The organism is Rhodococcus sp. 06-221-2, from assembly GCF_002258365.1.
GTDB classification, from domain to species: Bacteria; Actinomycetota; Actinomycetes; order Mycobacteriales; family Mycobacteriaceae; genus Rhodococcoides; species Rhodococcoides fascians.
Map to the genome: position 1 here is coordinate 400,062 of NZ_NOYJ01000016.1, position 20,439 is coordinate 420,500.

Here is a 20,439-nt window from a genome sequence, read left to right on the forward strand (position 1 = left end):
GGACGACAACAATCAGGAGGCACTTCATGAACGCCACCACACGCGCGATATTGAGCCCCGTCGTCGGTGCCATCGTCGCGCTGGCAATTCTCTGGGGCGTCGGCGGAGACATCCCGATCTGGCGAGCCGCATCGATGGTGCTGGCCGGTGCGGGCGTCGTCTTCGGACTGAATTTCGCCTGGGAAGCCAATCCCTGGACCGAGAATCCCACAAGCGACGAGCACGAGCAGGTCACTGCCAGATAGAGGGACACTGCGGGAGGATCACTCGACTTTCGACGGTGCCTCCCGCCCTGTAGCCGTCTAAGTACGGGCGGGATTTCCCACGCTCACGGCCGTGCGCTCACTGCGCGGTCCATGTCGGATCGCGTTTCTGCAGGAATGCGGTGATTCCTTCGACGACGTCCTGCGTGGTGGTGAGTCGATCCAATTCCTGACGGTTCTGTGCCCACGAATCTTTCTCGTGCGCGATGGCACCGTCGGTGATACGTCGGGCCAGACGCTTGGATGCGCGCACCGCCAGCGGAGCGCCTTCCGCGCAGAGCCGAGCGAGTTCGAGTGCGGTGTCGAGGACCTCGGTCGGGGCCACAACTCTGTTGACCAATCCCCACCGTGCGGCTTCCTGCGCGGAGATCGGCTGTCCGGTCAAGATCATCTCCAGGGCAATGTGTTCCGGCACCGCGGACATCAGCCGAAAAGCGCCACCTGCACCGGCGATGAGACCACGCCGGATCTCGGGCAGGCCGAACACTGCCGTGTCCGACGCGACGACCATGTCCGAGACCAGAGCTATCTCGGTTCCTCCTCCCATCGCCGACCCGTTCACGGCCGCGATGACCGGGACCGAGATCGGGTGTTGCACAATGCCGGCGAACCCCCAGTGTTCGGTCTCGGGCGGGGTCACCGCGCCGGGCCCTCCGGTGCCGAGGGCCTTCAGATCGGCACCGCCGCAGAAAGTCGCCGATCCCGCGCCGGTCAGGACGATGGCTCGGATGTCTCGATCTGCCTCGGCGGACTCCCACGCCTCCCCGAGCAACGTGTGCACGCGGGCGTCGATGCTGTTGGCAGCTCGCGGTCGGTTGATGGTGACGACGAGTACGTGACCTTCCCGCCTGGTCAGTACGACAGGTTCGGTGCTAGCTGCTTCGGACACAGATGTTCCCCTCGATGGTGTCGACAGTGACTGTGGTCCCGATGATTTCGCGTGCCGGGTCGGTTCGATACAGAGACAGCGCACGGGCGCTGACCGTGTCCCCGGGTGCCGTCTGCGCGGCGACGCGTCGCCCGCGTTCGTCTCTCGCGACGAGGAACGCCTGGTTCGGTTCCTGCTGCCGAGAATGCTCGACGGACACTGTCTCCACCACGAGAGTCCCGTCCTGTACAGGTGCACGAGGCGGTGAATCCGGCGTCAGCACTGCGGGTTCGGGATTTCCTACGTAGCCCTGTGGGTGCTGGTCGCCACCGAGCAGCACCGAGTGGTGATACGTCATATAGCCACCGTTCGCGTGCACCAGTGCGCAGTTCTTGCCGCCGCGAATCTCGCGGACGGATGCGGTGATCGAATGCAGCGAATGACTACTGAGGGGACCACCGAAGGACGAATGACCACCGGTCACACTGGGTACCAATGATTTCGGCGTTCCGAGGTGTCGGGTGGCGAGGGTCGGCACGATCGGGAAGCAGCTGTACACATCGACCGCGTCGAGTTGTTCGACTCCGATCTCTGCGGCGCGCAAGGCTCGGTCCATCGCATCCTCCATCGCTGGAGACCGGCCGAAATCGCTGCGGTCGAGAATGTCGACCGAATCCTCGGCACCCGCACCGCCCCAGACGAACACGAGGTCGCCCTCGGGGACACCGCGTTCTCGGGCTTCGGCCAAGCTGGTCACCACGATGCACGCCGCCTGGTCGACGAAGGGCATGGCGTTCATCGACAACGGATACGGCTCGCACACGATGCGGTTCTTCGGCGACGGCGTGCCGATGTCGGCAGCCGTCCGCACTCGCCCGTTCCACGAGTACGGGTTCTTCTGGGCGACAACGGAAAACTCCGCATAAACGTCGCTGCACTCGACCAGTCGAGACTCCGGATCCAGTCCGGCCTCGAATCTGAAGCGGCTCTCGAACAACGGATAGATCCGAACCGGAGTGATCAGTCCGGCCTCTTGCATTGCGGCACTTCCGAGTTGATCGAGGTCGAAGGTGGGCGGACCTCCCGGGTCCGCGCTCCATCCCCCATCCCGCACGGGCTCTCGCCCGGCCTTGACCAAGGCGCCCATCGAGGCCTGCGCTTCACCGCCCGCGATCACCGCTACCGTCGACTCCCCGGACGCAATGCGCGAGGCTGCGCGATCGAGAAGGCGCGCGGGCCACTGGCCACCGATCGGCGCGTCGAACACATCTGTGGGGGTGGCACCGAATCTACGGGCCAGCGCAGCGGCGGGACTGGCGTAAGCCCAGCTGGCGATGTGGCAGAACGTGATGCTGTCCGCTCTGCAAATCCACGGCTCCGACGTCGGCGAATCCTGAAGTGCCTCGGTGGCAGCGCGCGTGATCAGTTCCATGGGTTCGACGCCCATGGGTTCGCCGCGGCCGCTTGTCTCACCGATAGCCACGATCACCGGAACACGTCTCGGATCCACCGTCGACGCCTCGTGGCGTACAGAACTCATGACCGGGAACCTATTACAGACACAGATTGTCCGCAATGCCGGGTAGGTGCCACAATCCCTGGGTGACCGACAAAACCACGAGCCGACGGGGCAGGCCGCGTGATCCCGATCTGGAGGACCGCGTCTACGACGCAGTGCTCGAGGTCTACTGGGAGAAAGGCTGGTCGGGTTTCACGCTCGACGCCGTTGCTCGCCGCGCGTCCGTCGGCAGGGCGGCGCTCTACCGACGCTGGGAATCGAAGGGGGCCTTGGTCGTCGATGCGCTGGAAGCTCGAAGTCCGCTCGCGACACCGATCGACCTCGGCAACCTGCGGGCGGATCTCGTCGAATTGGCGGTGCAGCTTTTGCAGGGCTACCGAGGAACGGCCGGTCTCGTCAGCCTGCGCGTCGCCCTCGATGCGCGGGTGCACCCCGATCTACTCGGGCACATGATCGACACACTCAACCGAAGCCGACTGGTTGCGGCCCGGCTGATCGTGCACCGAGCCCAGAAACGGGGCGAATTACCCGAGTCGGCCGATACCACCAGGATTCTCGAACTCGTGACAGGAGCGGTTCTCAGCCATGTCATCTTCTCGCATCACACCGATGCCGATCGAGGCGACACCGAGGACCGCGTCTACGCAGAAAGTCTGGTCGACGCGGTCCTCGGTGGTGTGTAGCTCCGGTCGTGCGCGTTTTGCGTACCTGGAGGTGCGCAAAACGCGCACGACCCGTTATTCGTTGTAACCGAAGATCGCGTTCCAGGCCTCTTGGTCGTCGGCCGAATTCTCGATCGACTCCGACTGCGTGATCCGGTTGACCTTGGGGTCGGTGAACTTCGGCAGCTCGATTCCGCGGATCACCGGCGGGTCGATGTCGTTGCGCACCGAGTACTCACCGAGATCGCTGAACACCTGTTGTCCCCTCTTGGAGAGGTTCCAGTTCATGAATACCTGCGCGGCCGCAATGTTTTTCGCAGTGGACGCGACACCGGTGTAGTAGTCGTAGGCGGTGAGCCCCTCCTCCGGTACCACGAAGTTGACCGGCGCATTCTCGTTGTTGGCGATATTGACGCTGCTCACCACCACGGTCCCTGCTTCGATCTCGCCTCGAGCCAGCGCATCGAGCTGAGCTCCGATCGAGTCGAACACCCTTGCTTCCGACGAGTACTCACGGAGGTAGTCGTCACCGAGGACCTCGCGCTGGAACCGAGTCAGTGCCAGTGCGCTACCGCCGGCGCCGGCCTGAGCGATACCGAGATTGCCCTTCCACCGATCGTCGAGAAGATTCGCCCACGAGGTCGGCCTGTCGTCGCCCTCGATGAGTGCGCTGTTGTAGCCCATCGTGTAGATCGGGTCGAACGTCCGGTAGTAGTTCCCACCGTCGAACACCACGTCGTCCTGCAGCTCGGTAGCTGTCGGCGGCGTATAGGGCTGGAACACACCACGTTCGCTCGGTCCGCTGACGAAGCCGGCATCGGAGATGCGCACGACGTCCGCGTCGAGACGGCCGGCACCGTACTCGGCCACCAGTCGCTCGTACAGCCGGTTCGGGGTGAGTCGCACGAGCTTGACGTCGAGTCCGGTGTCCTTCTCGAAGTTCTTCAGCACCGTCGCCTCGGTGACCGCGGTGTAGCCGCTGTACAGGGTGATGCCACCCTCGGCCTGGGCCCGCGTCCACAGATCCGGATCGGCGATCTGTTCGCCGTCGATGACGAGACCGTTGTCGGTGATGATCTCCTCCGCCGCCCGAGCCAGAGCGGGCCGTTCGGGTGGCGGCGAGCAAGCCGTGGCCGTTGCCACTGCGACACCCAGCGCGATTGCTGTGACCAATTTTCTCATCAGACAGTTTCCTTGGATCCGAAGCGACGCGAGAGGATTGCGAGCACACCGATCACGACGCAGTACAGCAGACTCAACTCGGCCGCCGACTGGAACGAGCCGTTGTCGTAGGCGTCGAAGATCGCAATCGACAGCAACCGGGTGTCGGAGGTGAACAGGAACAGCGCGGCGGTGAGCTCACGCATGGACAGCATCAACAGCAACAGGAACGTCGAGGACAGTCCGACCTTGAGCAGCGGCGCGGTGACGAACGAGATCGCCCGATGCCGTCGTGCACCCAACATGACGGCGCTGTCTTCCAAGTCCTTGTCCAACTGGATGATCGACGCCGATACACCGCGATAGCCCTGGGGAATGGTGACAGCGACAAACGCGATCACCAGCACCGCCAGTGTTCCGTAGATCGGAAGCGGGAGCGCCAGCCACGTCCACAGCAGACCCAGCCCGAGCACGATGGCAGGAACGGCCAGCGGCAGCATCGCCAGGTACTCCAACAGCTTTCGGCCCGGAGCGTTCGTGCGATACCTCGTGTACGCCAAAGCGAAGCAGAACGCGGTACCGATGGCGGCGGTGGCGACACCGACGATGACACTGTTGGTCATCACACTGTGGAAGTCGGCACTGCGCAACGTTTCTCCCAGTCCCCAGAACGACAGGGCCCCCGAGTCGAAGAGCTGACCGATGTTCGCGACGTACGGGCTCGTCTGCAGCGCAGCCAACACCAGGGCGATGAGCGGCAGGAGAACGGCGAGGGCGAAATACACCCACGCGAACACTGCAGCCGGGATACGCCATGCGCGCAGCGGAACCTGGCGCGCCCGAACACCTTTGCCGCTGACGGTGGTGTATTCCTTGCTGCTCATCGCGCGCTGCTGGAATGCGACGACGGCAACCAGCAGGACGGTCAGTACGACGGCGACAGCAGCGGCATCGTTACCGCGGGCCGGCGACGCGTTCATCAGCCGGTAGATCAGAGTCGGCAGAGTGTCGACTCCACCGGGAACACCGATCACCTGTGCGACCGGGAAGTTCTCCACGGTGAGTGCGAAAACCAGGATTCCCGAACCGATCACGGCAGGCATGACGAGCGGGAAGGTGATCTTGCTGAGCATCTTCGTCAGCTTGGCACCGTGCAGGCTGGCGGCGTCCTCTAGGTCGGGGTTCATCAACGACAGTGCGGAGTGGACCATCAGGAACGGGTACGGCGCGTAGTAGATGCCGAGGATGAAGATCATGCCGCCGAAGCTGTAGATGTCGATGAACCCGGGCAGGCCGATCGCTGTCAGCACCAGGTTGATGTAGCCGGTGGCCGGTCCGGCCAGCAATGCCCACGCCAGTGCGCCGACGAGTGCCGGGAGAAAGAGCGGGGCGATACCGATGCCGTAGATCATCTTTCGCCCCGGCACGTTGGTGCGGGCGGCCAGGAAAGCCAGCGTGCACCCGATCGCCAGGGCGACGATCGAGGACCCGATCCCCACCAATGCCGAATTCCACAGGGCACTCTGCGCGGTCGAGGATCCGAGCAGCGAGAAGTTGTCGAGGGTGAAGTTGCCGAAGTCGAACAGCGAGGTGCGCTCGGCGTTGTCGGTGAATGCGCCCATCACGATGAAGAACATCGGGAACAGCACGATCACGGTGAGCAGAGCCAACTGCAGAAGCGTCGGAATCCACTTCTTCAGACCGGGCCTGCGTTGGGGTGCGGGAGTGTCGACCGGCGGCGTCGTCGTGGTGACGGGCCGATTGTCGGTGGGAGCGCTCATACCGGCACCGCCTCGGAGGCGACGCGATCGTCGACGAGAACCTGAGCTCCGCCGGCTACTGCTGTGACCCGTGCGCGTTCTCCCATTCCCAGGATTCGGCTGGCGTGTCCGGTGGCGACGGCTTCGATCTCGGGGCCGTCGTCCAGTGTGACGCGGTACCGAATGGACGCCCCCTGGTAGCTGGCGACATCGACTGTGCCCATCCAGGACTGGCCCTCGGGCTCGACATCATCCAAGGGGGTGACCAACAGATCCTCGGGCCGCAAGCACACCACGACGGGCCCTTCGGCGGCCGAAGCTGCGTCGACCGACACTGCAATCTGTCCGAAGTCCGTCAGCTCCATCGTCGAGCGCGGTCCCGACGCAGCCGTGGCGCGGAAAATGTTGCCGACACCGAGGAACTCGGCCACCGAGGCGGACATCGGCGAGGTGTAGATGTCCTCGGGGGTACCGATCTGGACGATTCGGCCGTTCTGCATCAACGCGATTCGGTCCGCAAGGGCGAATGCCTCGACCTGATCGTGCGTGACGTAGACGGTAGTCAGTCCGAGTCGGAGCTGAAGCTCTCGCAATTCCATCCGAAGTCGTTCGCGCAGTCGGGCATCGAGGTTCGACAGCGGCTCGTCGAGGAGGAGCACGCTGGGGCGCATCACCAACGACCGAGCCAGCGCCACCCGCTGCATCTGACCGCCGCTGAGCAAGCTTGCTCCGCGGTGGGCCATTTCGCCCAACCCGACGAGGTCGAGGGCTTCGAGGACGCGCTGGTTCATCTCGGTCTTGTTCACCTTCTGCATCTTCAACGAGAACGACACGTTGTCGAAGACAGTCCGGTGCGGCCAGACCGCGTAGGACTGGAAGACCATGCCCACGTTGCGCTTGTGCGGTGGGATCGTCTTGTTCTTGTGCGAGTCGTGGACGACGCGATCACCGATGGTGATACGCCCCGCGCTGGGGGTCTCCAGCCCTGCGACACAGCGCATCGTGCTCGTCTTACCGCAACCCGACTGGCCCAGTAACACCAGGGATTCTCCGTCGGCGATCTCCAGGTCCAGGTCTCGGACCACAGTGTTTCCCGAGTATGCGAGGCTCAGATTCTCGATGCTAACCTTCATGATCTTCCTTTTCTTCAGTCGTCGAAGCCGTGTTCACTGGTCGAGCTATCCGATCGAAAGTGCCCTCGCCGCAGCGGAAACGAACAATTCTGCCGTCGCGATGCGTCGGGCAGCGCGGTGCAGGGTCACGCTGGTGAGGTTGCCGTCCGCAGCGATGTCGACGTCGACGGCCAACACACCTGCCGGTGTCCCCAGCCGTAGGGTCGAGGTAGCGGTGCCGTCGACGACTCGATCGACCACCCCGCCGCGCACGGTCGCGGCTGCGGCCACCGCCACTGCCGACGTCAGGCCGATGGACGGGTGCGGTGCCATCATCGAGAGCATCCGCACGCAGACGTCGTACTCACCGGCCGAGACGAGCGTTCCGTCTTCGAGGTGGTAATCCACCGGCGGAGCGATGATGCCGACCTTCGGCACTGCATGAGTGATGGGGTCCTCCGGGCGCGACAGGCCCATGAGCAGAGCCGATGCGCGCCGCAGTTCGACCAGCAACGGAACACGTTCCATCAGTTCGGCATTCGACTCCGCTCCGGTCATGCCCACGTCGGCCGCATCGAACAGCGCAGCGGGAGCGCCGGCGACCACCATGGTGCCGCGGTAGTGCGATCCGTGCAGCTCCACGGTGTCCTGCACCGATCCGGTGGGGAGCAACCGAGTGCGATCGGCACCGAGGTCGACGAACGTCAGTCCGACCGGAACACCGAGGGCCGACGTTCCGGCAACCTGGGCGGATCCCTCGGACGGAACGACGCCCCCCGGTGTATCGATCTCGGTGAGCAGCACGGCACCGGTGTTGCGGTTACGCAGCCGCACGACGGTGGTGACCGGATCGACCGCCACCAGTCCCTGCTGAAGCGCGTACAGGCCGATCGCGGTGGCGCAGTTACCACAGTTGCTGCCCCACTCCACCTTTCGGTCATCGATGGCGACCTGCGCGAAGAGGTAGTCCACGTCGATTCCGTCCTCGGAGGACCTGCTGACGATGGCCGCCTTCGAGGTGGTCGAGCTGCCGCCACCGACGCCGTCGAGCTGGCGGGGGTCGCCGGATCCGAAGGCGGAGACCAGAATCTCGTCAAGAGATCCTGCCTGTTCGATCAGTGGCTCGACATCGACGGAGCTGAAGAGCCAGCATTTGCTGGTCCCGCCCCTCATCCACGTGCCACGCAGTGAATACATTTTCGGATACCTTCCGATCGTTACTCTCGAAAAGGTTCTTGGAGTTGAACATTCGAGGGAGCGGTGCGTTCGTGTGACGCAGCTCTCGTGCGGTTGCTGTACATAGCCTGCATCACACAGCCGTCGAGTACAATTACGAAAAAGTCGAGATCCCTTAACTTTCACTTAAAGGTGGTTCGATCGTGTTCGACACCCGACGCCTACTGCTCTTGGTAGAGGTGGTGCGCACCGGGTCCATCACTGCGGCCGCAACTCGATTGAGCTTCACTACATCTGCTGTATCGCAGCAACTGAGCAAGCTCGAACTCGAGGCCGGTCAACCCCTGCTCGAACGACACGCTCGCGGGGTGCGCCTGACCGAGGCCGGCGAAGTGCTGGTCCGGCACGCCGAACGGATCGAGACTCAATTACTCGCTGCGCGTAACGAACTCGAAGATCTGTCCGGTCTACGCGCCGGGACCTTGAGAATCGGCACATTCCCGACGGCCGGTGCCAGCTTGCTACCTCCGGTGGTGAAGCTGTTCAAGTCGCGGTACCCCGCCGTCGCATTGACCGTGCGCAGCTCGCGGTTCGCAGGACTGCGGGGAATGCTCGATACCCGCGAGGTGGAGCTGTCTCTGCTCTGGGATTACGAGTGGGCCAGAATCACCGACTCGGATCTGACGGTGCACCAGCTCATCGTCGACCCACCGATGTTGGTCGTCGCAGTCAATCACCATCTGGCCGAACGCGCTTCGGTGGACATGACCGAGCTGGAACACGAGCAGTGGATCACCCGGGAAGACACTCATCCGGTCGGTGCAGCGCTCGAGCGCGCATGTCACGCTGCGGGCTTCTCCCCCACCGTCTCGTTCGCCGCGAACGACTACCAGGAGGCGCAGGCAATGGTGGCAGTGGATCTGGGCGTCTCGTTCGCACCGCGCATGGCGCTGTCCAACATCCGTGACGATGTCCGATTGGTCCCGTTGACGGGCGCGCCGTCACGTCGAATCCTGTTGGCGCACTTGGCGGAGCAGAAGCTGTCGCCGAGCGCCACCGTACTGCTGAGAATCTTTCAGGACGTCGCCGCCCGGTTCTGAAAGCCGCGACCTCAGGCGGAGACGGCACCGACCAGAGCCGGCATCGGCACCACGAAGAGGTCTGCGGTGGCGATGCGTCGCACTGCGCGGTGCAGGGTGACCGACTGCAGTAACCCGTTGGCGTCCACCGTGTAGTCGACCTCGAGCACTCCCGCGGCGGTACCGATTCGGATGGTTCCCGGACGGCCGGACCCTGCGTTGGCAGTGACGACCCCACCGATGACCGTCGCCGCTGCGGCCACGGCCACCGCGGAGGTCAGTCCGATCGCCGGGTGCGGGGCCATCATCGAGAGCATGCGTACCGAGATGTCGTAGTCGGCGGCGGCAACGCGCTCACCCGTCGTCGTCACGTACTCCCGCGGCGGGCCGACGATCCCGACCTTCGGAATGGCATGCGAGACAGGTTCTTCGGGTTTGCTCAGCCCCATCCGCAGAGCGGCCTGTCGGCGTAGCGCGATAAGAGTGGGGACGTGAGCGGCGACGACATCGTTCGTCTCCGACCCGGTCAGCCCGAAATCGGCGGCGTCGAACAATGCGGCGGGCGCACCCGCTCGAACGAATGTTCCGCGGAACTCGTTGCCGCCGAGAGCGACTCGATCGACCTCGGCACCGGTGGGAAGCATCGTCACTCGATCCGAGGCCGGATCGGTGAAGGTCAACCCCACCGGGACGCCGAGAGCCGTGGTGCCGGGGACGGACGCGTCGCCCTCGGCAGGAATGCGTCCGCCGGGGGTCGCGATCTCCGCCGCCAGAATTGCGCCGGTGTTCTCGTTGCGCATCCGGACCACGGTGACGTGGTCGTCCACGGCGACGAGACCGGTCTGCACGGCGTAGAGGCCGATTGCCGTCGCACAGTTTCCGCAGTTGCTGCCCCACTCCACGGTGCGGTTCTCGATGGCGACCTGAGCGAACAGGTAGTCGACATCGATACCGGGTGCGCTGGAGCGTCGAACGATGGCGGCCTTGGAGGTGGTGGAGCTGCCGCCCCCGACACCGTCGAGCTGACGCGGGTCACCCGATCCGAAGGCCGCGGTCAGGATGTTGTCGAGACCGCCGGCGTCGGCGATGTACGGGTCGATGTCGACCGCGTTGAACAGCCAGCACTTGCTGGTGCCTCCACGCATCCACGTTCCACGAAGAGTGAACATCTGGTGTGCCTTCCGATCAGGATCCGATGCTTCCACCCTGCGACAGAGGATGGTCAAGCACAATTACGAAATATGTTCAGGCCGTGCAGGAGCGCTTAACGCATGCGTCCCGGTCAGAACAGCTCGGGCACGACCACCAGGATCAACCAGCACAGGGCCGGCGCGATAGCGACGACGAGCCCTGCATTGAGCAGCAGTTGACGGTAGAAGCGCGGGCGCTCGATGTTCTGCGCGTTGGCCAGCACGAGCGCACCGTTGGTGGAGAAGGGCGAGACATCGACGACGGTGGCCGAGATGGCCAGAGCAGCGACGACTCCGACGACCGGCAGTGCACCGGTTCCCAGCAGCGGCATGGCCAGCGGAATGACGGCGGCCAGCAGAGCGGTGGAGGACGCGAACGCCGAGGTGATGCCGATGACGTAGCAGAGCACGATGGCCACGATGATCGGAGCACCGATGGTGATCGCCATTTCGGCCAGGTGATCGATGGTGCCCACTTCTTGCAGGATCGAGATGTAGGTGACCATGCCGGCGACCAGCAGAACCGTCGACCAACTGATGTCTGCGATGGCTTCGTTCTGCTTCTTCAGATCCGTGAACGCCAGGACCGCTCCGGCTCCGATGGCGATGAAGCTGATCGGCAGGTGCAGTACGAGAACGAGTACCAGGAGTGCGCCGATGAGGAAGAGCGTGAGCTTCTGGACGAACGTGACCGGGGCCGGGGCGTCGACCAGTGTGGTTGTGGTCGGACGAGTGAGCACCTGGGTGCTGCCTCCTGCCGAGCTGCCGCCGCCGGTGCCGCCGCCGGTGGGGACGGACGTCTTGACCGGCGTTCCGCCGACGGGGCCACTGCCGGGAGCGGGATCGGTGGACCCCGTTGCGGTGTACTCGAAGCCCTTCATGCGGGCCAGGGCCGCGTAGCCGACAACCGTCAGCACCGAGAGCAGCAGGTTGATGCCGTAGCTGGCGAAGAACAGCGTCCACGGGTTCAGGGCGAGGCCGTTGTTCTCGACGATGTCGCGAACCAGTACACCGGAGACGGAGATCGGGGAGAACGCGCCTGCATGGGCACCGTTGATGACCATGATGCCCATGACCAGCGGGCTCATGCCGGTTCGAGCTGCGAAAGCCATGGCTGCAGGCACGATGAGCGCCACCGCGGCGGGGCTGAAGGTACCGAGTGCAGTCAGGACCGAGGCGACGAAGAAGAACACCCACGGAACCACCGTCACTCGACCGTGCACCGCTCGGATGCAGCTGTTGACCAGAAGATCGATGGTGCCGTTGCGTTTGGCCATGCCGAAGAAGTAGGTGACTCCGACGATGGTCAACACGATCGAGCTGGGGAACTCGTTCAGAATTTCCTTGTCGTCGAATCCCAGCGCGAAGTATCCGACCACGAAGGCACCGATGAAGCCGAGGATGCCGATGTTGATCGGAAAGAAGGTTGCGATCACGAACATCGCAACCAATGCGATGAGCGGGAGGATCTCGATGGAGGTCATGGGCGTCTTTCAGGTGGCTGGTAGGTGCTCGGTTACATCCGCACTCGAACGTTGTCCCAGTCACATTATTGACGCCGGCCTTTTAGGACAATATCGTTTTGCTACCTGGCCGTTTAGCTCAGCTGAAAGATAGACGCATGAACCACACCTTCGACGTCGTGACGTTGTTTCTTCTTCTCGACATCGCCGAGGCCGGATCGCTGACGGCCGGTGCCGAGCGGGCGAACATGACCCCCTCCGCGGCGTCGCAGCGCATCAGCAAACTCGAACACGGCATCAAACAACCGGTGTTGACCCGCCTGCCACGCGGCGTACAACTCACCGAAGCCGGCGAAATCCTCACCAGCCGCGCCCGCTTGTTCAGACGGGAGATGCGCGCCGCGAGCGGCGACCTCGAAGCGATCCGAGGGCTCGAACGCGGTTCGGTGCGGCTCGGCTCGTTTCCCACGGTCAGCGCGTCGCTGCTCTCCGACGCGTTGAAGGACTACCACTCGCGGTGGCCCGGCGTCGACGTCCGCGTGCGATCGGCGGTCCGCCCGCAGTTGCTCGACATGCTGCATTCGAGCGAAATCGACCTGGCGCTGCTGTGGAGCTATGCCTGGACGGAAGAGGCCGAACGATCACTGTCACTCGAGCCGCTGATGGAAGACCCGACCGTGCTGCTGCTGCCGATCGACGACGATCGGGTGCAGCACGATGTGTCGCTGCACGATCTTCGTGACGCACGATGGATCATCCGCAGTAACGACCACCCGGCTGCCGAAGTTCTCTATCGCAGTTGTCGCGTAGCAGGATTCGAGCCCGACGTCGTCTACGAGGCACACGACTATCAGGAGATCGAGGCCATGGTGGCTGCCGGTGTCGGCATCGCCATGGTGCCCGGGTTGTCGGTCATTCACCATCGACCCGACGTCACCACCATCGACTTCCCCGACACGGATCGGGTACCGACGCGCGTCATCTACATCGCGTCACTCGCCAGGCGTCAGTACACCCCGGCGATGTATGCCATCTCGACCGCATTGCGCGGTGCGGCCGAGCGCATCGCAGCTGCGACTACAGCAGTTCCCTGATGGCGTTCTCGAAGCCGGTGACGTGTTCGAGGGTCAGTTCGGCCGCGGTGTCCGCATCGCCGTCGATGATCGCCTGCAGCAACACGACGTGCTCACGGACATGGCCGGCCACGTTAGGCAGTCGGTCGAGAAACAGGCACCAGATGCGCGTGGCGTGTGCGTCGAGGCTGACCAGAATGTCTTCGAGGTGAGGATTGCCCGACGCCCGATAGATCTCTCGGTGCACCGCAACATCTTTGCGCAGCACCTCGCGTGAATCGTCGGTGTCGTCGATGCTCGCGATGGAGGCCGCGAGCTCGGCCAGCCGGTCTCGGGCCGCCCGTGTCGCGGTCCGCGCCGCACGAGCCGAGGCCGCCGGCTCGAGCTGCTTGCGGATCTCCGAGATGTTGGCCAGGTCGGTCATGTCGACGGCGGTCGCGAAGGTTCCGCGTCGGGGATACGCGACGACGAGACGCTCACGTTCGAGTCGTTTGAGACCCTCACGAATCGGTGTGCGCCCCAGCCCCAATTGCTCGGCCAGGCGGTCGTCGTTGATCGGTTCACCGGGACGAATTTCAAGCATGATCAGCTGCTCACGCACTATTTCGTAGGCTCGATCGGCATTGGTTCCGACAAACTGCGTTGCATCCATCACCGGCTGAATTTCGATCGTCATCTTGTCTGCTCACTCCCGGTCGACGCCCCGCCCTTGACGGCTCTGCTTTGTGATCTTACTCTATTGGCATCTTGATATATCAGTTCCAGATCATTGATCTTCCAGAAGGGCGGCCATCTTGACGCAGGACTTCGCACCGACGGCGACGGCACCGCACCCGAGAGGCGTGACGAACCGAGTACTCGCCGATCTCGACCCCGAGGTGCACCGCGCGATCAGTGCCGAGCTCGGCCGCCAGCAGAACACCTTGGAAATGATCGCGAGTGAGAACTTCGCACCATTGGCCGTCATGCAGGCGCAGGGTTCGGTACTGACGAACAAGTACGCCGAGGGCTACCCCGGCCGGCGTTACTACGGCGGATGCGAAAACGTCGACGTCATCGAGCAACTCGCGATTGACCGGCTCAACGCCCTGTTCGGATCGTCGTTCGCCAACGTGCAGCCGCACTCGGGTGCGCAGGCAAATGCCGCTGCCATGGCGGCACTGCTGCAGCCGGGCGATTCGATTCTCGGTCTCGCACTCGCCCACGGCGGACACCTCACGCACGGCATGAAGCTGAACTTCTCGGGCAAGTTGTACGACGTCTCGGCCTACCACGTCGGCGAGCACGACCACCGCGTCGACATGGAAGAGGTGGAGCGCCTCGCCCACGAGCACCGTCCCAAGCTGATCATGGCCGGTTGGTCCGCCTACCCGCGCCACCTCGACTTCCCCGAATTCCGCCGCATCGCAGACGAAGTCGGTGCCTACCTGATGGTGGACATGGCGCACTTCGCCGGCCTGGTCGCCGCCGGACTGCACCCGTCACCGGTACCGCACGCACACGTGGTCACCTCGACGACGCACAAGACGCTCGGCGGACCGCGCGGCGGCGTCATCATCACCAACGACGCCGCGCTGGCGAAGAAGTTCAACTCCTCGGTCTTTCCCGGTCAGCAGGGCGGGCCCCTCGAACACGTCATCGCCGGCAAGGCCGTCGCCTTCAAACTCGCTGCCGAAGAGGACTTTCGGGAACGGCAGCAGCGCACCCTCGAAGGCGCGAAGATCCTGGCCGATCGACTGTTGACCGACGACGCAGCAGCCGCAGGCATCGACGTGGTCTCGGGCGGCACCGACGTCCACCTCGTTCTCGTGGACCTGCGCAAGTCCGAACTGGACGGCAAGCAGGCCGAGGACAGACTCCATCACGTCGGAATCACCGTGAACCGCAACGCAGTTCCGTTCGATCCACGGCCACCCATGGTGAGCTCCGGAGTCCGCATCGGCACCCCGGCCCTCGCGACCCGCGGCCTGGACGCCACGGCCTTCGCCGAGGTCTCCGACGTCATCGCCCACGCGTTGCGTCCCGACACCGACGACCGCGGACTCGATGCACTGCGAATCCGGGTCGAAGCCGTCGCCGAGCAGTTCCCCCTCTACTCCGACCTGACGGAAGGCTACCGATGACCGCCCCCGCAACCCCTCCGGGCGCACATCTGCCCGACCACCCGGACTTCCTGTGGCGCAACCCCGAGCCGAAGAAGTCGTACGACGTCGTGATCATCGGCGGCGGCGGACACGGCCTGGCCACCGCGCACTACCTCGCCAAGAACCACGGCATCACCAATGTGGCTGTGCTGGAGAAGGGGTGGCTCGCCGGCGGAAACATGGCGCGCAACACCACCCTCATCCGGTCCAACTACCTGTGGGACGAGAGCGCGCGCATCTACGAGCACTCGCTGAAACTGTGGGAAGGGCTCGCCGACGACCTCGACTACCCCATCCTGTTCAGCCAGCGCGGCGTCCTCAACCTCGCGCACAGCCTGCAGGACGTGCGCGACAGCGTGCGACGCGTCGAGGCCAACCGACTCAACGGCATCGACGCTCAGTGGGTCGACCCCGACGAGGTCAAGAAGCTGTGCCCGATCGTCAACATCTCCAGCGACATTCGCTACCCGGTGCTCGGTGCGACGTACCAGCCACGCGCCGGCATCGCCAAGCACGACTACGTCGCCTGGGGATTTGCCCGACGCGCCGACGCGGCCGGTATCGACATCATCCAGAACTGTGAGGTCACCGGCTTCACCACCGACGGCAACCGCGTCACCGGGGTGAAGACCACGCGTGGCGACATCGCCACCGGCCAGGTCGCGCTCTGCGCAGCCGGGCACACCTCGACGCTGACGGACATGCTCGGCATCAAGACTCCGCTGCAGAGCCATCCGCTGCAGGCCCTCGTCTCGGAGTTGCTCGAGCCCGTGCATCCCACGGTCGTCATGTCGAATGCCGTGCACGTGTACGTCTCTCAGGCCCACAAGGGCGAACTGGTGATGGGTGCAGGCGTCGACTCCTACAACGGCTACGGCCAGCGCGGTGCGTTCCACATCATCGAACGGCAGATGGCGGCTGCGGTGGAGTTGTTCCCCGTCTTCGCTCGCGCGCACCTGCTGCGCACCTGGGCCGGCATCGTGGACGTCTGCCCCGATGCCTCCCCCATCGTCGGACGCACGCCGTTCGACAACCTGTTCCTCAATTGCGGTTGGGGTACAGGCGGATTCAAGGCCACCCCCGGTGCCGGTTGGTGCCTGGCCGACACCATCGCCAACGACGAGGTGCACGACTACATCGCACCGTTCAGTCTGGACCGATTCGTCACCGGCGCGCTGGTGGACGAGCACGGTGCCGCAGGCGTGGCGCACTAGTTTCTCCGCCCCGACACACGCAGCACCCGAACGAGAAATCTTGGAGTGGCAATGCAATTGATCGAATGCCCGTGGTGCGGGAGTCGAGAAGAGACCGAGTTCCACTACGGCGGCCAGGCGCACATCGCCTACCCCGAAGATCCCTCGGCTCTGACCGACGAACAGTGGGCGCACTTCGTGTTCTTCCGCGACAACCCCAAGGGGCTCTTCGCGGAACGGTGGAGCCACAGCGCGGGCTGTCGGCGTTGGTTCAACGCCGTGCGGGACACCGCCACCTATCGAATCCACAGTGTCTATCGCCTCGACGACCCGAAGCCGGTGAACCCATGACCGCATTCCGCACCGCATCCGGCGGCCGCATCGACCGCACGAGCACCTTCGACTTCACGTTCGGCGGCTCGGCCCTGCAGGGCCACCCGGGCGACACGCTGGCATCTGCGTTGCTCGCCAACGGCATTCATCAGGTCACCACCAGCATCAAGCTCGGCAGGCCCCGTGGATTCACCGCTGCATGGGCCGAGGACACCGGCGGGCTCGTACAGATCGAGGAGCCGTTCCCCGAGCCGATGCTGCTCGCCACGACGATCGAGCTGTACGACGGCCTGGTCGCTCGCGGCATCCCCGGGCAAGGCCGACTCGCCGAGATCTCCGACTCCGCCAAGTACGACGCCATGCACGCCCACGCCGACCTGTTGGTCGTCGGAGCCGGCCCGGCCGGTCTGACGGCAGCTCTGGTCGCCGCCCGCAGTGGCGCTCGCGTGGTCGTCGTCGACGATCAGAGCGAGTTCGGCGGCTCCCTGCTCGGCTCCGACGACGTCATCGACGGACGGCCGGCCCTGGACTGGGTTGCCGACGCGGTGGCCGAGTTGTCGACCTTCCCCGACGTGACGTTGCTGCGCCGCACCACCGCGTTCGGTTCCTACGACGACGGCTTCGTGCTCGCCCTCGAGCGCCGCACCGATCACCTGGGCTTGGAAGCTCCTGCAGCGCTGAGCCGTCAGCGAGTCTGGCGTATTCGCTCGCGTCACATCCTGGTGGCCACCGGCGCCCACGAGCGTCCCGTCGTCTTCACCGACAACGATCGACCCGGAATAATGTTGGCGCACAGTGCACGTACGTTCCTGCATCGCTACGGCGTGACGGTAGGAACCGAGGCCGTGGTGTTCACCACCAACGACAGCGCGTACAAGGCAGCCGTCGATCTGCACGACGCCGGGGTCCGCATCGCGCGCATCGTCGATGCCCGCTCCGAGGCACCGGAACACTGGCTCGGCCTGTGCCGCGAGCGCGGTATCGAGGTGCGCACCGGCAGCGTCGTATCCGGCACCCGAGGCGACACCCGCGTCACCCACGCACTGGTCACCGGTGCAGACGGTGCCACCGACACCGTGGCGTGCGACGTGCTGCTCGTCAGCGGCGGTTGGAACCCCGCCGTCCACCTGTTCAGCCAGGCCCGCGGAAAGCTGCGCTACGACGGCGAACTCGGTGCGTTCGTTCCCGCGGACGACGTCGAGGGCATCAGTGTCGCCGGGTCGGCCTCGGGAGTGTTCGAGCTGGCCGGATGCCTCCGCGACGGTAACTCGGCCGCGGCAGGTGCGCTGACCCGTCTCGGCTTCGACATCACCGAAACATCACCACCAGCAGTCGAATCCGTGCCGAGCACCGAGTCACTGGTGCTGTGGCGGGTGCGCGACGACTTCGGAGCCGACAGCCAGTTCGTCGACGTGCAGCGTGACGCGACGGTGGCCGATCTGGTCCGCGCCGTCGGTGCAGGCATGTCGTCGATGGAACACATCAAGCGCTACACCACGATCGGCACCGCGCACGATCAGGGCAAGACCTCCGGTGTGGTGTCCTCGGGCATCGTGGCGGAACTGCTCGACAAGCCGGTGGAGAACCTGGGCACCACCACCTTCCGCCCGCCGTACACCCCGGTGGCGTTCGCGGCGTTGGCCGGCCGCAACCGCGGCATGGCCTTCGACCCGGAACGGGTTACTGCAGTTCATGATTGGCACGTCGCCCGCGGCGCGGTCTTCGAGGACGTCGGACAGTGGAAGCGGCCCCGCTACTATCCACTGCCCGGCGAGGAGATGCACGACGCCGTGCTCCGCGAGTGCGCGGCCGTGCGTGCAAGCGTCGGCATGCTCGACGGTTCGACACTGGGCAAGATCGACGTACAGGGCCCCGACGCCGGTGTGGTGCTGGACATGTTCTACACGAACATGATGAGCAACTTGAAGGTCGGCATGGTTCGCTACGGCGTGATGTGCGGTGCCGACGGCATGGTGATCGACGACGGCACCGTGATGCGGTTGGCGGACGACCGATTCCAGGTGTTCACCACCACGGGCGGCGCAGCAGGAATGCTCGACTGGATGGAGGAATGGCTGCAGACCGAATGGCCGCACCTCGCGGTTCGGCTGACATCGGTGACCGAGCAGTGGGCCACGTTCCCCGTCGTCGGACCGCGCTCCCGCGACCTCGTCGGCGAAATCTTCCCCGAGCTCGACGTCTCCAACGAAGCGTTCCCGTTCATGGCCTGGCGTGACGCCTCGGTCGACGGTGTGCCGGTACGCGTGGCGCGCATCAGCTTCTCCGGTGAACTGGCCTTCGAAGTGAACATCGATTCTTGGCACGCCCACGCACTGTGGTCGCGGCTGATCGATGCGGGCGAGAAGTACGGCATCACCCCGTACGGCACCGAGACCATGCACGTACTGCGGGCCGAGAAGGGCTACCCGATCGTCGGCCAGGACACCGACGGGACCGTCACCCCACAGGACCTCGGTATGAGCTGGGCGGTATCGAAGAAGAAGCTCGACTTCATCGGAAAGCGCTCGTTCGACCGTGCCGAGAACCGGAACCCGTTGCGCAAGCAGTTCGTCGGGCTCCTGCCCGTCGATCGGGAGACCGTCCTCCCCGAGGGCTCGCAGATCATCGAGCACTCCGAGAGCGGCGTCCTCCCTGAGCTTCCGGTTCCGATGCTCGGCCACGTCACGTCGAGTTACGCCAGCGCAGAATTGGGCAGGCCGTTCGGGCTGGCCCTGCTCGAGGCCGGGCGTGACCGACTCGGCGACATCCTGCACGTCCCGGTGGGCGACACCCTCGTCGCCGTGGAAGTCACCGGCTCCGTACTCGTCGACCCGGAAGGTAACCGCCGTGATGGCTGACCGACTCGCCGCCAGAAGCCCACTCGCAGAAACAGTTCTGCCGGACTCGTCTGCTGTACGCATCGTGGAGGAACCGTTCCTGGCCGGGATCGACCTGTGGGTCGACCCGAACGGGCCGGGCGGTGCCGCTGCCTCGACCGAGCTCGGCACCGAGTTGCCCGGCCCCGGACGCGTCGCCGAGGGCACGAACACCACCGCGATCTGGCTCGGCCCGGAGGAGTGGCTGGTGATCGGAGCGGGCCTCGATCCGGTCGAACTCGAACACCGTCTCGGCTCGGCCGTTCGTGAGCATCGCGGTGCGGCAACCGATGTGTCCGCACAGCGAACCAGTCTGCGCCTGAGCGGTTCCCGGGCCCGCGACGTGCTGGCGAAAGGGTGCTCGATCGATCTGCACCCCCGCGTCTTCCCGGCCGGGTCGACGGTACAGACGATGCTGGCGATGGCAGGCATGATTCTCATTGCCTGTGACGACACCGGAACGGACTATCGCATCCTGGTGCGCTCGTCGTTCGCACGCTATCTCGCAGCCTGGCTGACCGACGCGGCCGAGGAATACACCGACGCCGGCTGAGTCGGACCACCGAA

At 64.7% G+C, this 20,439-nt stretch carries 18 protein-coding genes; 9 read left to right on the forward strand and 9 right to left on the reverse strand.

What is annotated here, in order from left to right:
- Positions 1–26: 26 nt before the first annotated feature.
- On the forward strand, positions 27–245 hold the full coding sequence (locus CH281_RS09445) for a hypothetical protein (RefSeq protein WP_094693903.1): 219 nt from the start codon (positions 27–29) through the stop codon (positions 243–245).
- A 97-nt stretch (positions 246–342) separates the two neighbouring features.
- Here the strand turns inward: CH281_RS09445 and CH281_RS09450 are convergent, their stop codons facing one another.
- Complete coding sequence (locus CH281_RS09450; RefSeq protein ID WP_032382313.1) at positions 343–1,152, reverse strand: enoyl-CoA hydratase/isomerase family protein; 810 nt, start codon at positions 1,150–1,152, stop codon at positions 343–345.
- Positions 1,136–2,671 carry an acetyl-CoA acetyltransferase gene (locus tag CH281_RS09455; protein ID WP_256983424.1) on the reverse strand — a complete coding sequence of 512 codons (1,536 nt, stop codon included), beginning with the start codon at positions 2,669–2,671 and terminating at the stop codon, positions 1,136–1,138. Before CH281_RS09455 ends, CH281_RS09450 begins: the two co-directional genes overlap by 17 nt.
- Before the next feature lie 62 nt (positions 2,672–2,733).
- Here CH281_RS09455 and CH281_RS09460 point away from each other — a divergent pair, with 62 nt between their 5' ends.
- Positions 2,734–3,333, forward strand: a complete 600-nt coding sequence (locus CH281_RS09460; RefSeq protein WP_032367890.1) for a TetR/AcrR family transcriptional regulator — start codon at positions 2,734–2,736, stop codon at positions 3,331–3,333.
- 54 nt (positions 3,334–3,387) lie between these two features.
- Here the strand turns inward: CH281_RS09460 and CH281_RS09465 are convergent, their stop codons facing one another.
- The 4 genes from CH281_RS09465 to CH281_RS09480 are packed head-to-tail and all read right to left on the reverse strand — an operon-like array spanning position 3,388 to position 8,542.
- Positions 3,388–4,494 (reverse strand): ABC transporter substrate-binding protein, encoded by a 1,107-nt coding sequence (locus tag CH281_RS09465; protein ID WP_094693907.1) that lies wholly within the window; start codon positions 4,492–4,494, stop codon positions 3,388–3,390.
- A complete protein-coding gene (locus tag CH281_RS09470) occupies positions 4,494–6,254 on the reverse strand; it encodes an ABC transporter permease (RefSeq protein WP_080966139.1) in 1,761 nt (586 codons plus the stop codon). The genes CH281_RS09465 and CH281_RS09470 overlap by 1 nt, the downstream gene beginning before the upstream one ends.
- The gene (locus tag CH281_RS09475) at positions 6,251–7,366 is read right to left on the reverse strand and encodes an ABC transporter ATP-binding protein (RefSeq protein WP_094693909.1); all 1,116 of its coding nucleotides are present in this window, start codon (positions 7,364–7,366) and stop codon (positions 6,251–6,253) included. The genes CH281_RS09470 and CH281_RS09475 overlap by 4 nt, the downstream gene beginning before the upstream one ends.
- A gap of 45 nt (positions 7,367–7,411) precedes the next feature.
- Positions 7,412–8,542 carry a PrpF domain-containing protein gene (locus tag CH281_RS09480; RefSeq protein ID WP_048317095.1) on the reverse strand — a complete coding sequence of 377 codons (1,131 nt, stop codon included), beginning with the start codon at positions 8,540–8,542 and terminating at the stop codon, positions 7,412–7,414.
- Between the two features lie 182 nt (positions 8,543–8,724).
- Between CH281_RS09480 and CH281_RS09485 the strand changes: the two genes are divergently transcribed.
- Positions 8,725–9,621, forward strand: a complete 897-nt coding sequence (locus tag CH281_RS09485) for a LysR family transcriptional regulator (RefSeq protein ID WP_094693911.1) — start codon at positions 8,725–8,727, stop codon at positions 9,619–9,621.
- A gap of 11 nt (positions 9,622–9,632) precedes the next feature.
- On the opposite strand, the gene CH281_RS09490 is transcribed toward CH281_RS09485, so the two are convergent.
- Together CH281_RS09490 and CH281_RS09495 are read right to left on the reverse strand one after the other, a co-directional pair.
- A complete protein-coding gene (locus CH281_RS09490; protein ID WP_094694020.1) occupies positions 9,633–10,769 on the reverse strand; it encodes a PrpF domain-containing protein in 1,137 nt (378 codons plus the stop codon).
- Positions 10,770–10,882: 113 nt separating this feature from the next.
- Entirely contained in the window at positions 10,883–12,274 is a 1,392-nt protein-coding gene (locus CH281_RS09495) for an SLC13 family permease (RefSeq protein WP_094693913.1), read from the reverse strand.
- A gap of 137 nt (positions 12,275–12,411) precedes the next feature.
- On the opposite strand from CH281_RS09495, the gene CH281_RS09500 reads away from it, so the two are divergent.
- Entirely contained in the window at positions 12,412–13,347 is a 936-nt protein-coding gene (locus CH281_RS09500) for a LysR family transcriptional regulator (RefSeq protein WP_027494728.1), read from the forward strand.
- On the opposite strand, the gene CH281_RS09505 is transcribed toward CH281_RS09500, so the two are convergent.
- Positions 13,331–14,002 carry a GntR family transcriptional regulator gene (locus tag CH281_RS09505; RefSeq protein WP_027494729.1) on the reverse strand — a complete coding sequence of 224 codons (672 nt, stop codon included), beginning with the start codon at positions 14,000–14,002 and terminating at the stop codon, positions 13,331–13,333. The two genes, CH281_RS09500 and CH281_RS09505, sit on opposite strands and share 17 nt — an antisense overlap.
- 166 nt (positions 14,003–14,168) lie before the next feature.
- On the opposite strand from CH281_RS09505, the gene glyA reads away from it, so the two are divergent.
- The 5 genes from glyA to CH281_RS09530 are packed head-to-tail and all read left to right on the forward strand — an operon-like array spanning position 14,169 to position 20,425.
- Positions 14,169–15,449, forward strand: coding sequence for a serine hydroxymethyltransferase (glyA, locus tag CH281_RS09510; RefSeq protein ID WP_094693915.1), 1,281 nt, complete (start codon positions 14,169–14,171; stop codon positions 15,447–15,449).
- A complete protein-coding gene (locus tag CH281_RS09515; RefSeq protein WP_094693917.1) occupies positions 15,446–16,684 on the forward strand; it encodes a sarcosine oxidase subunit beta family protein in 1,239 nt (412 codons plus the stop codon). Before glyA ends, CH281_RS09515 begins: the two co-directional genes overlap by 4 nt.
- Before the next feature lie 51 nt (positions 16,685–16,735).
- On the forward strand, positions 16,736–17,014 hold the full coding sequence (locus CH281_RS09520; protein ID WP_027494732.1) for a sarcosine oxidase subunit delta: 279 nt from the start codon (positions 16,736–16,738) through the stop codon (positions 17,012–17,014).
- Positions 17,011–19,854 (forward strand): 2Fe-2S iron-sulfur cluster-binding protein, encoded by a 2,844-nt coding sequence (locus tag CH281_RS09525; RefSeq protein ID WP_094693919.1) that lies wholly within the window; start codon positions 17,011–17,013, stop codon positions 19,852–19,854. The genes CH281_RS09520 and CH281_RS09525 overlap by 4 nt, the downstream gene beginning before the upstream one ends.
- Positions 19,847–20,425, forward strand: coding sequence for a sarcosine oxidase subunit gamma (locus CH281_RS09530; RefSeq protein WP_094693921.1), 579 nt, complete (start codon positions 19,847–19,849; stop codon positions 20,423–20,425). Before CH281_RS09525 ends, CH281_RS09530 begins: the two co-directional genes overlap by 8 nt.
- Positions 20,426–20,439 lie beyond the last annotated feature (14 nt).

Excerpts from the sequence above, each read along its gene's own strand:
- CH281_RS09530 (WP_094693921.1), top strand. The coding sequence starts at position 19,847 with ATGGCTGACCGACTCGCCGCCAGAAGCCCACTCGCAGAAACAGTTCTG.
- CH281_RS09525 (WP_094693919.1), top strand. The coding sequence starts at position 17,011 with ATGACCGCATTCCGCACCGCATCCGGCGGCCGCATCGACCGCACGAGC.
- CH281_RS09495 (WP_094693913.1), bottom strand. The coding sequence starts at position 12,274 with ATGACCTCCATCGAGATCCTCCCGCTCATCGCATTGGTTGCGATGTTC.
- CH281_RS09445 (WP_094693903.1), top strand. The coding sequence starts at position 27 with ATGAACGCCACCACACGCGCGATATTGAGCCCCGTCGTCGGTGCCATC.
- CH281_RS09500 (WP_027494728.1), top strand. The coding sequence starts at position 12,412 with ATGAACCACACCTTCGACGTCGTGACGTTGTTTCTTCTTCTCGACATC.
- CH281_RS09455 (WP_256983424.1), bottom strand. The coding sequence starts at position 2,671 with ATGAGTTCTGTACGCCACGAGGCGTCGACGGTGGATCCGAGACGTGTT.
- CH281_RS09505 (WP_027494729.1), bottom strand. The coding sequence starts at position 14,002 with ATGACGATCGAAATTCAGCCGGTGATGGATGCAACGCAGTTTGTCGGA.
- CH281_RS09465 (WP_094693907.1), bottom strand. The coding sequence starts at position 4,494 with ATGAGAAAATTGGTCACAGCAATCGCGCTGGGTGTCGCAGTGGCAACG.
- CH281_RS09515 (WP_094693917.1), top strand. The coding sequence starts at position 15,446 with ATGACCGCCCCCGCAACCCCTCCGGGCGCACATCTGCCCGACCACCCG.
- CH281_RS09480 (WP_048317095.1), bottom strand. The coding sequence starts at position 8,542 with ATGTATTCACTGCGTGGCACGTGGATGAGGGGCGGGACCAGCAAATGC.
- CH281_RS09520 (WP_027494732.1), top strand. The coding sequence starts at position 16,736 with ATGCAATTGATCGAATGCCCGTGGTGCGGGAGTCGAGAAGAGACCGAG.
- CH281_RS09475 (WP_094693909.1), bottom strand. The coding sequence starts at position 7,366 with ATGAAGGTTAGCATCGAGAATCTGAGCCTCGCATACTCGGGAAACACT.
- CH281_RS09490 (WP_094694020.1), bottom strand. The coding sequence starts at position 10,769 with ATGTTCACTCTTCGTGGAACGTGGATGCGTGGAGGCACCAGCAAGTGC.
- CH281_RS09470 (WP_080966139.1), bottom strand. The coding sequence starts at position 6,254 with ATGAGCGCTCCCACCGACAATCGGCCCGTCACCACGACGACGCCGCCG.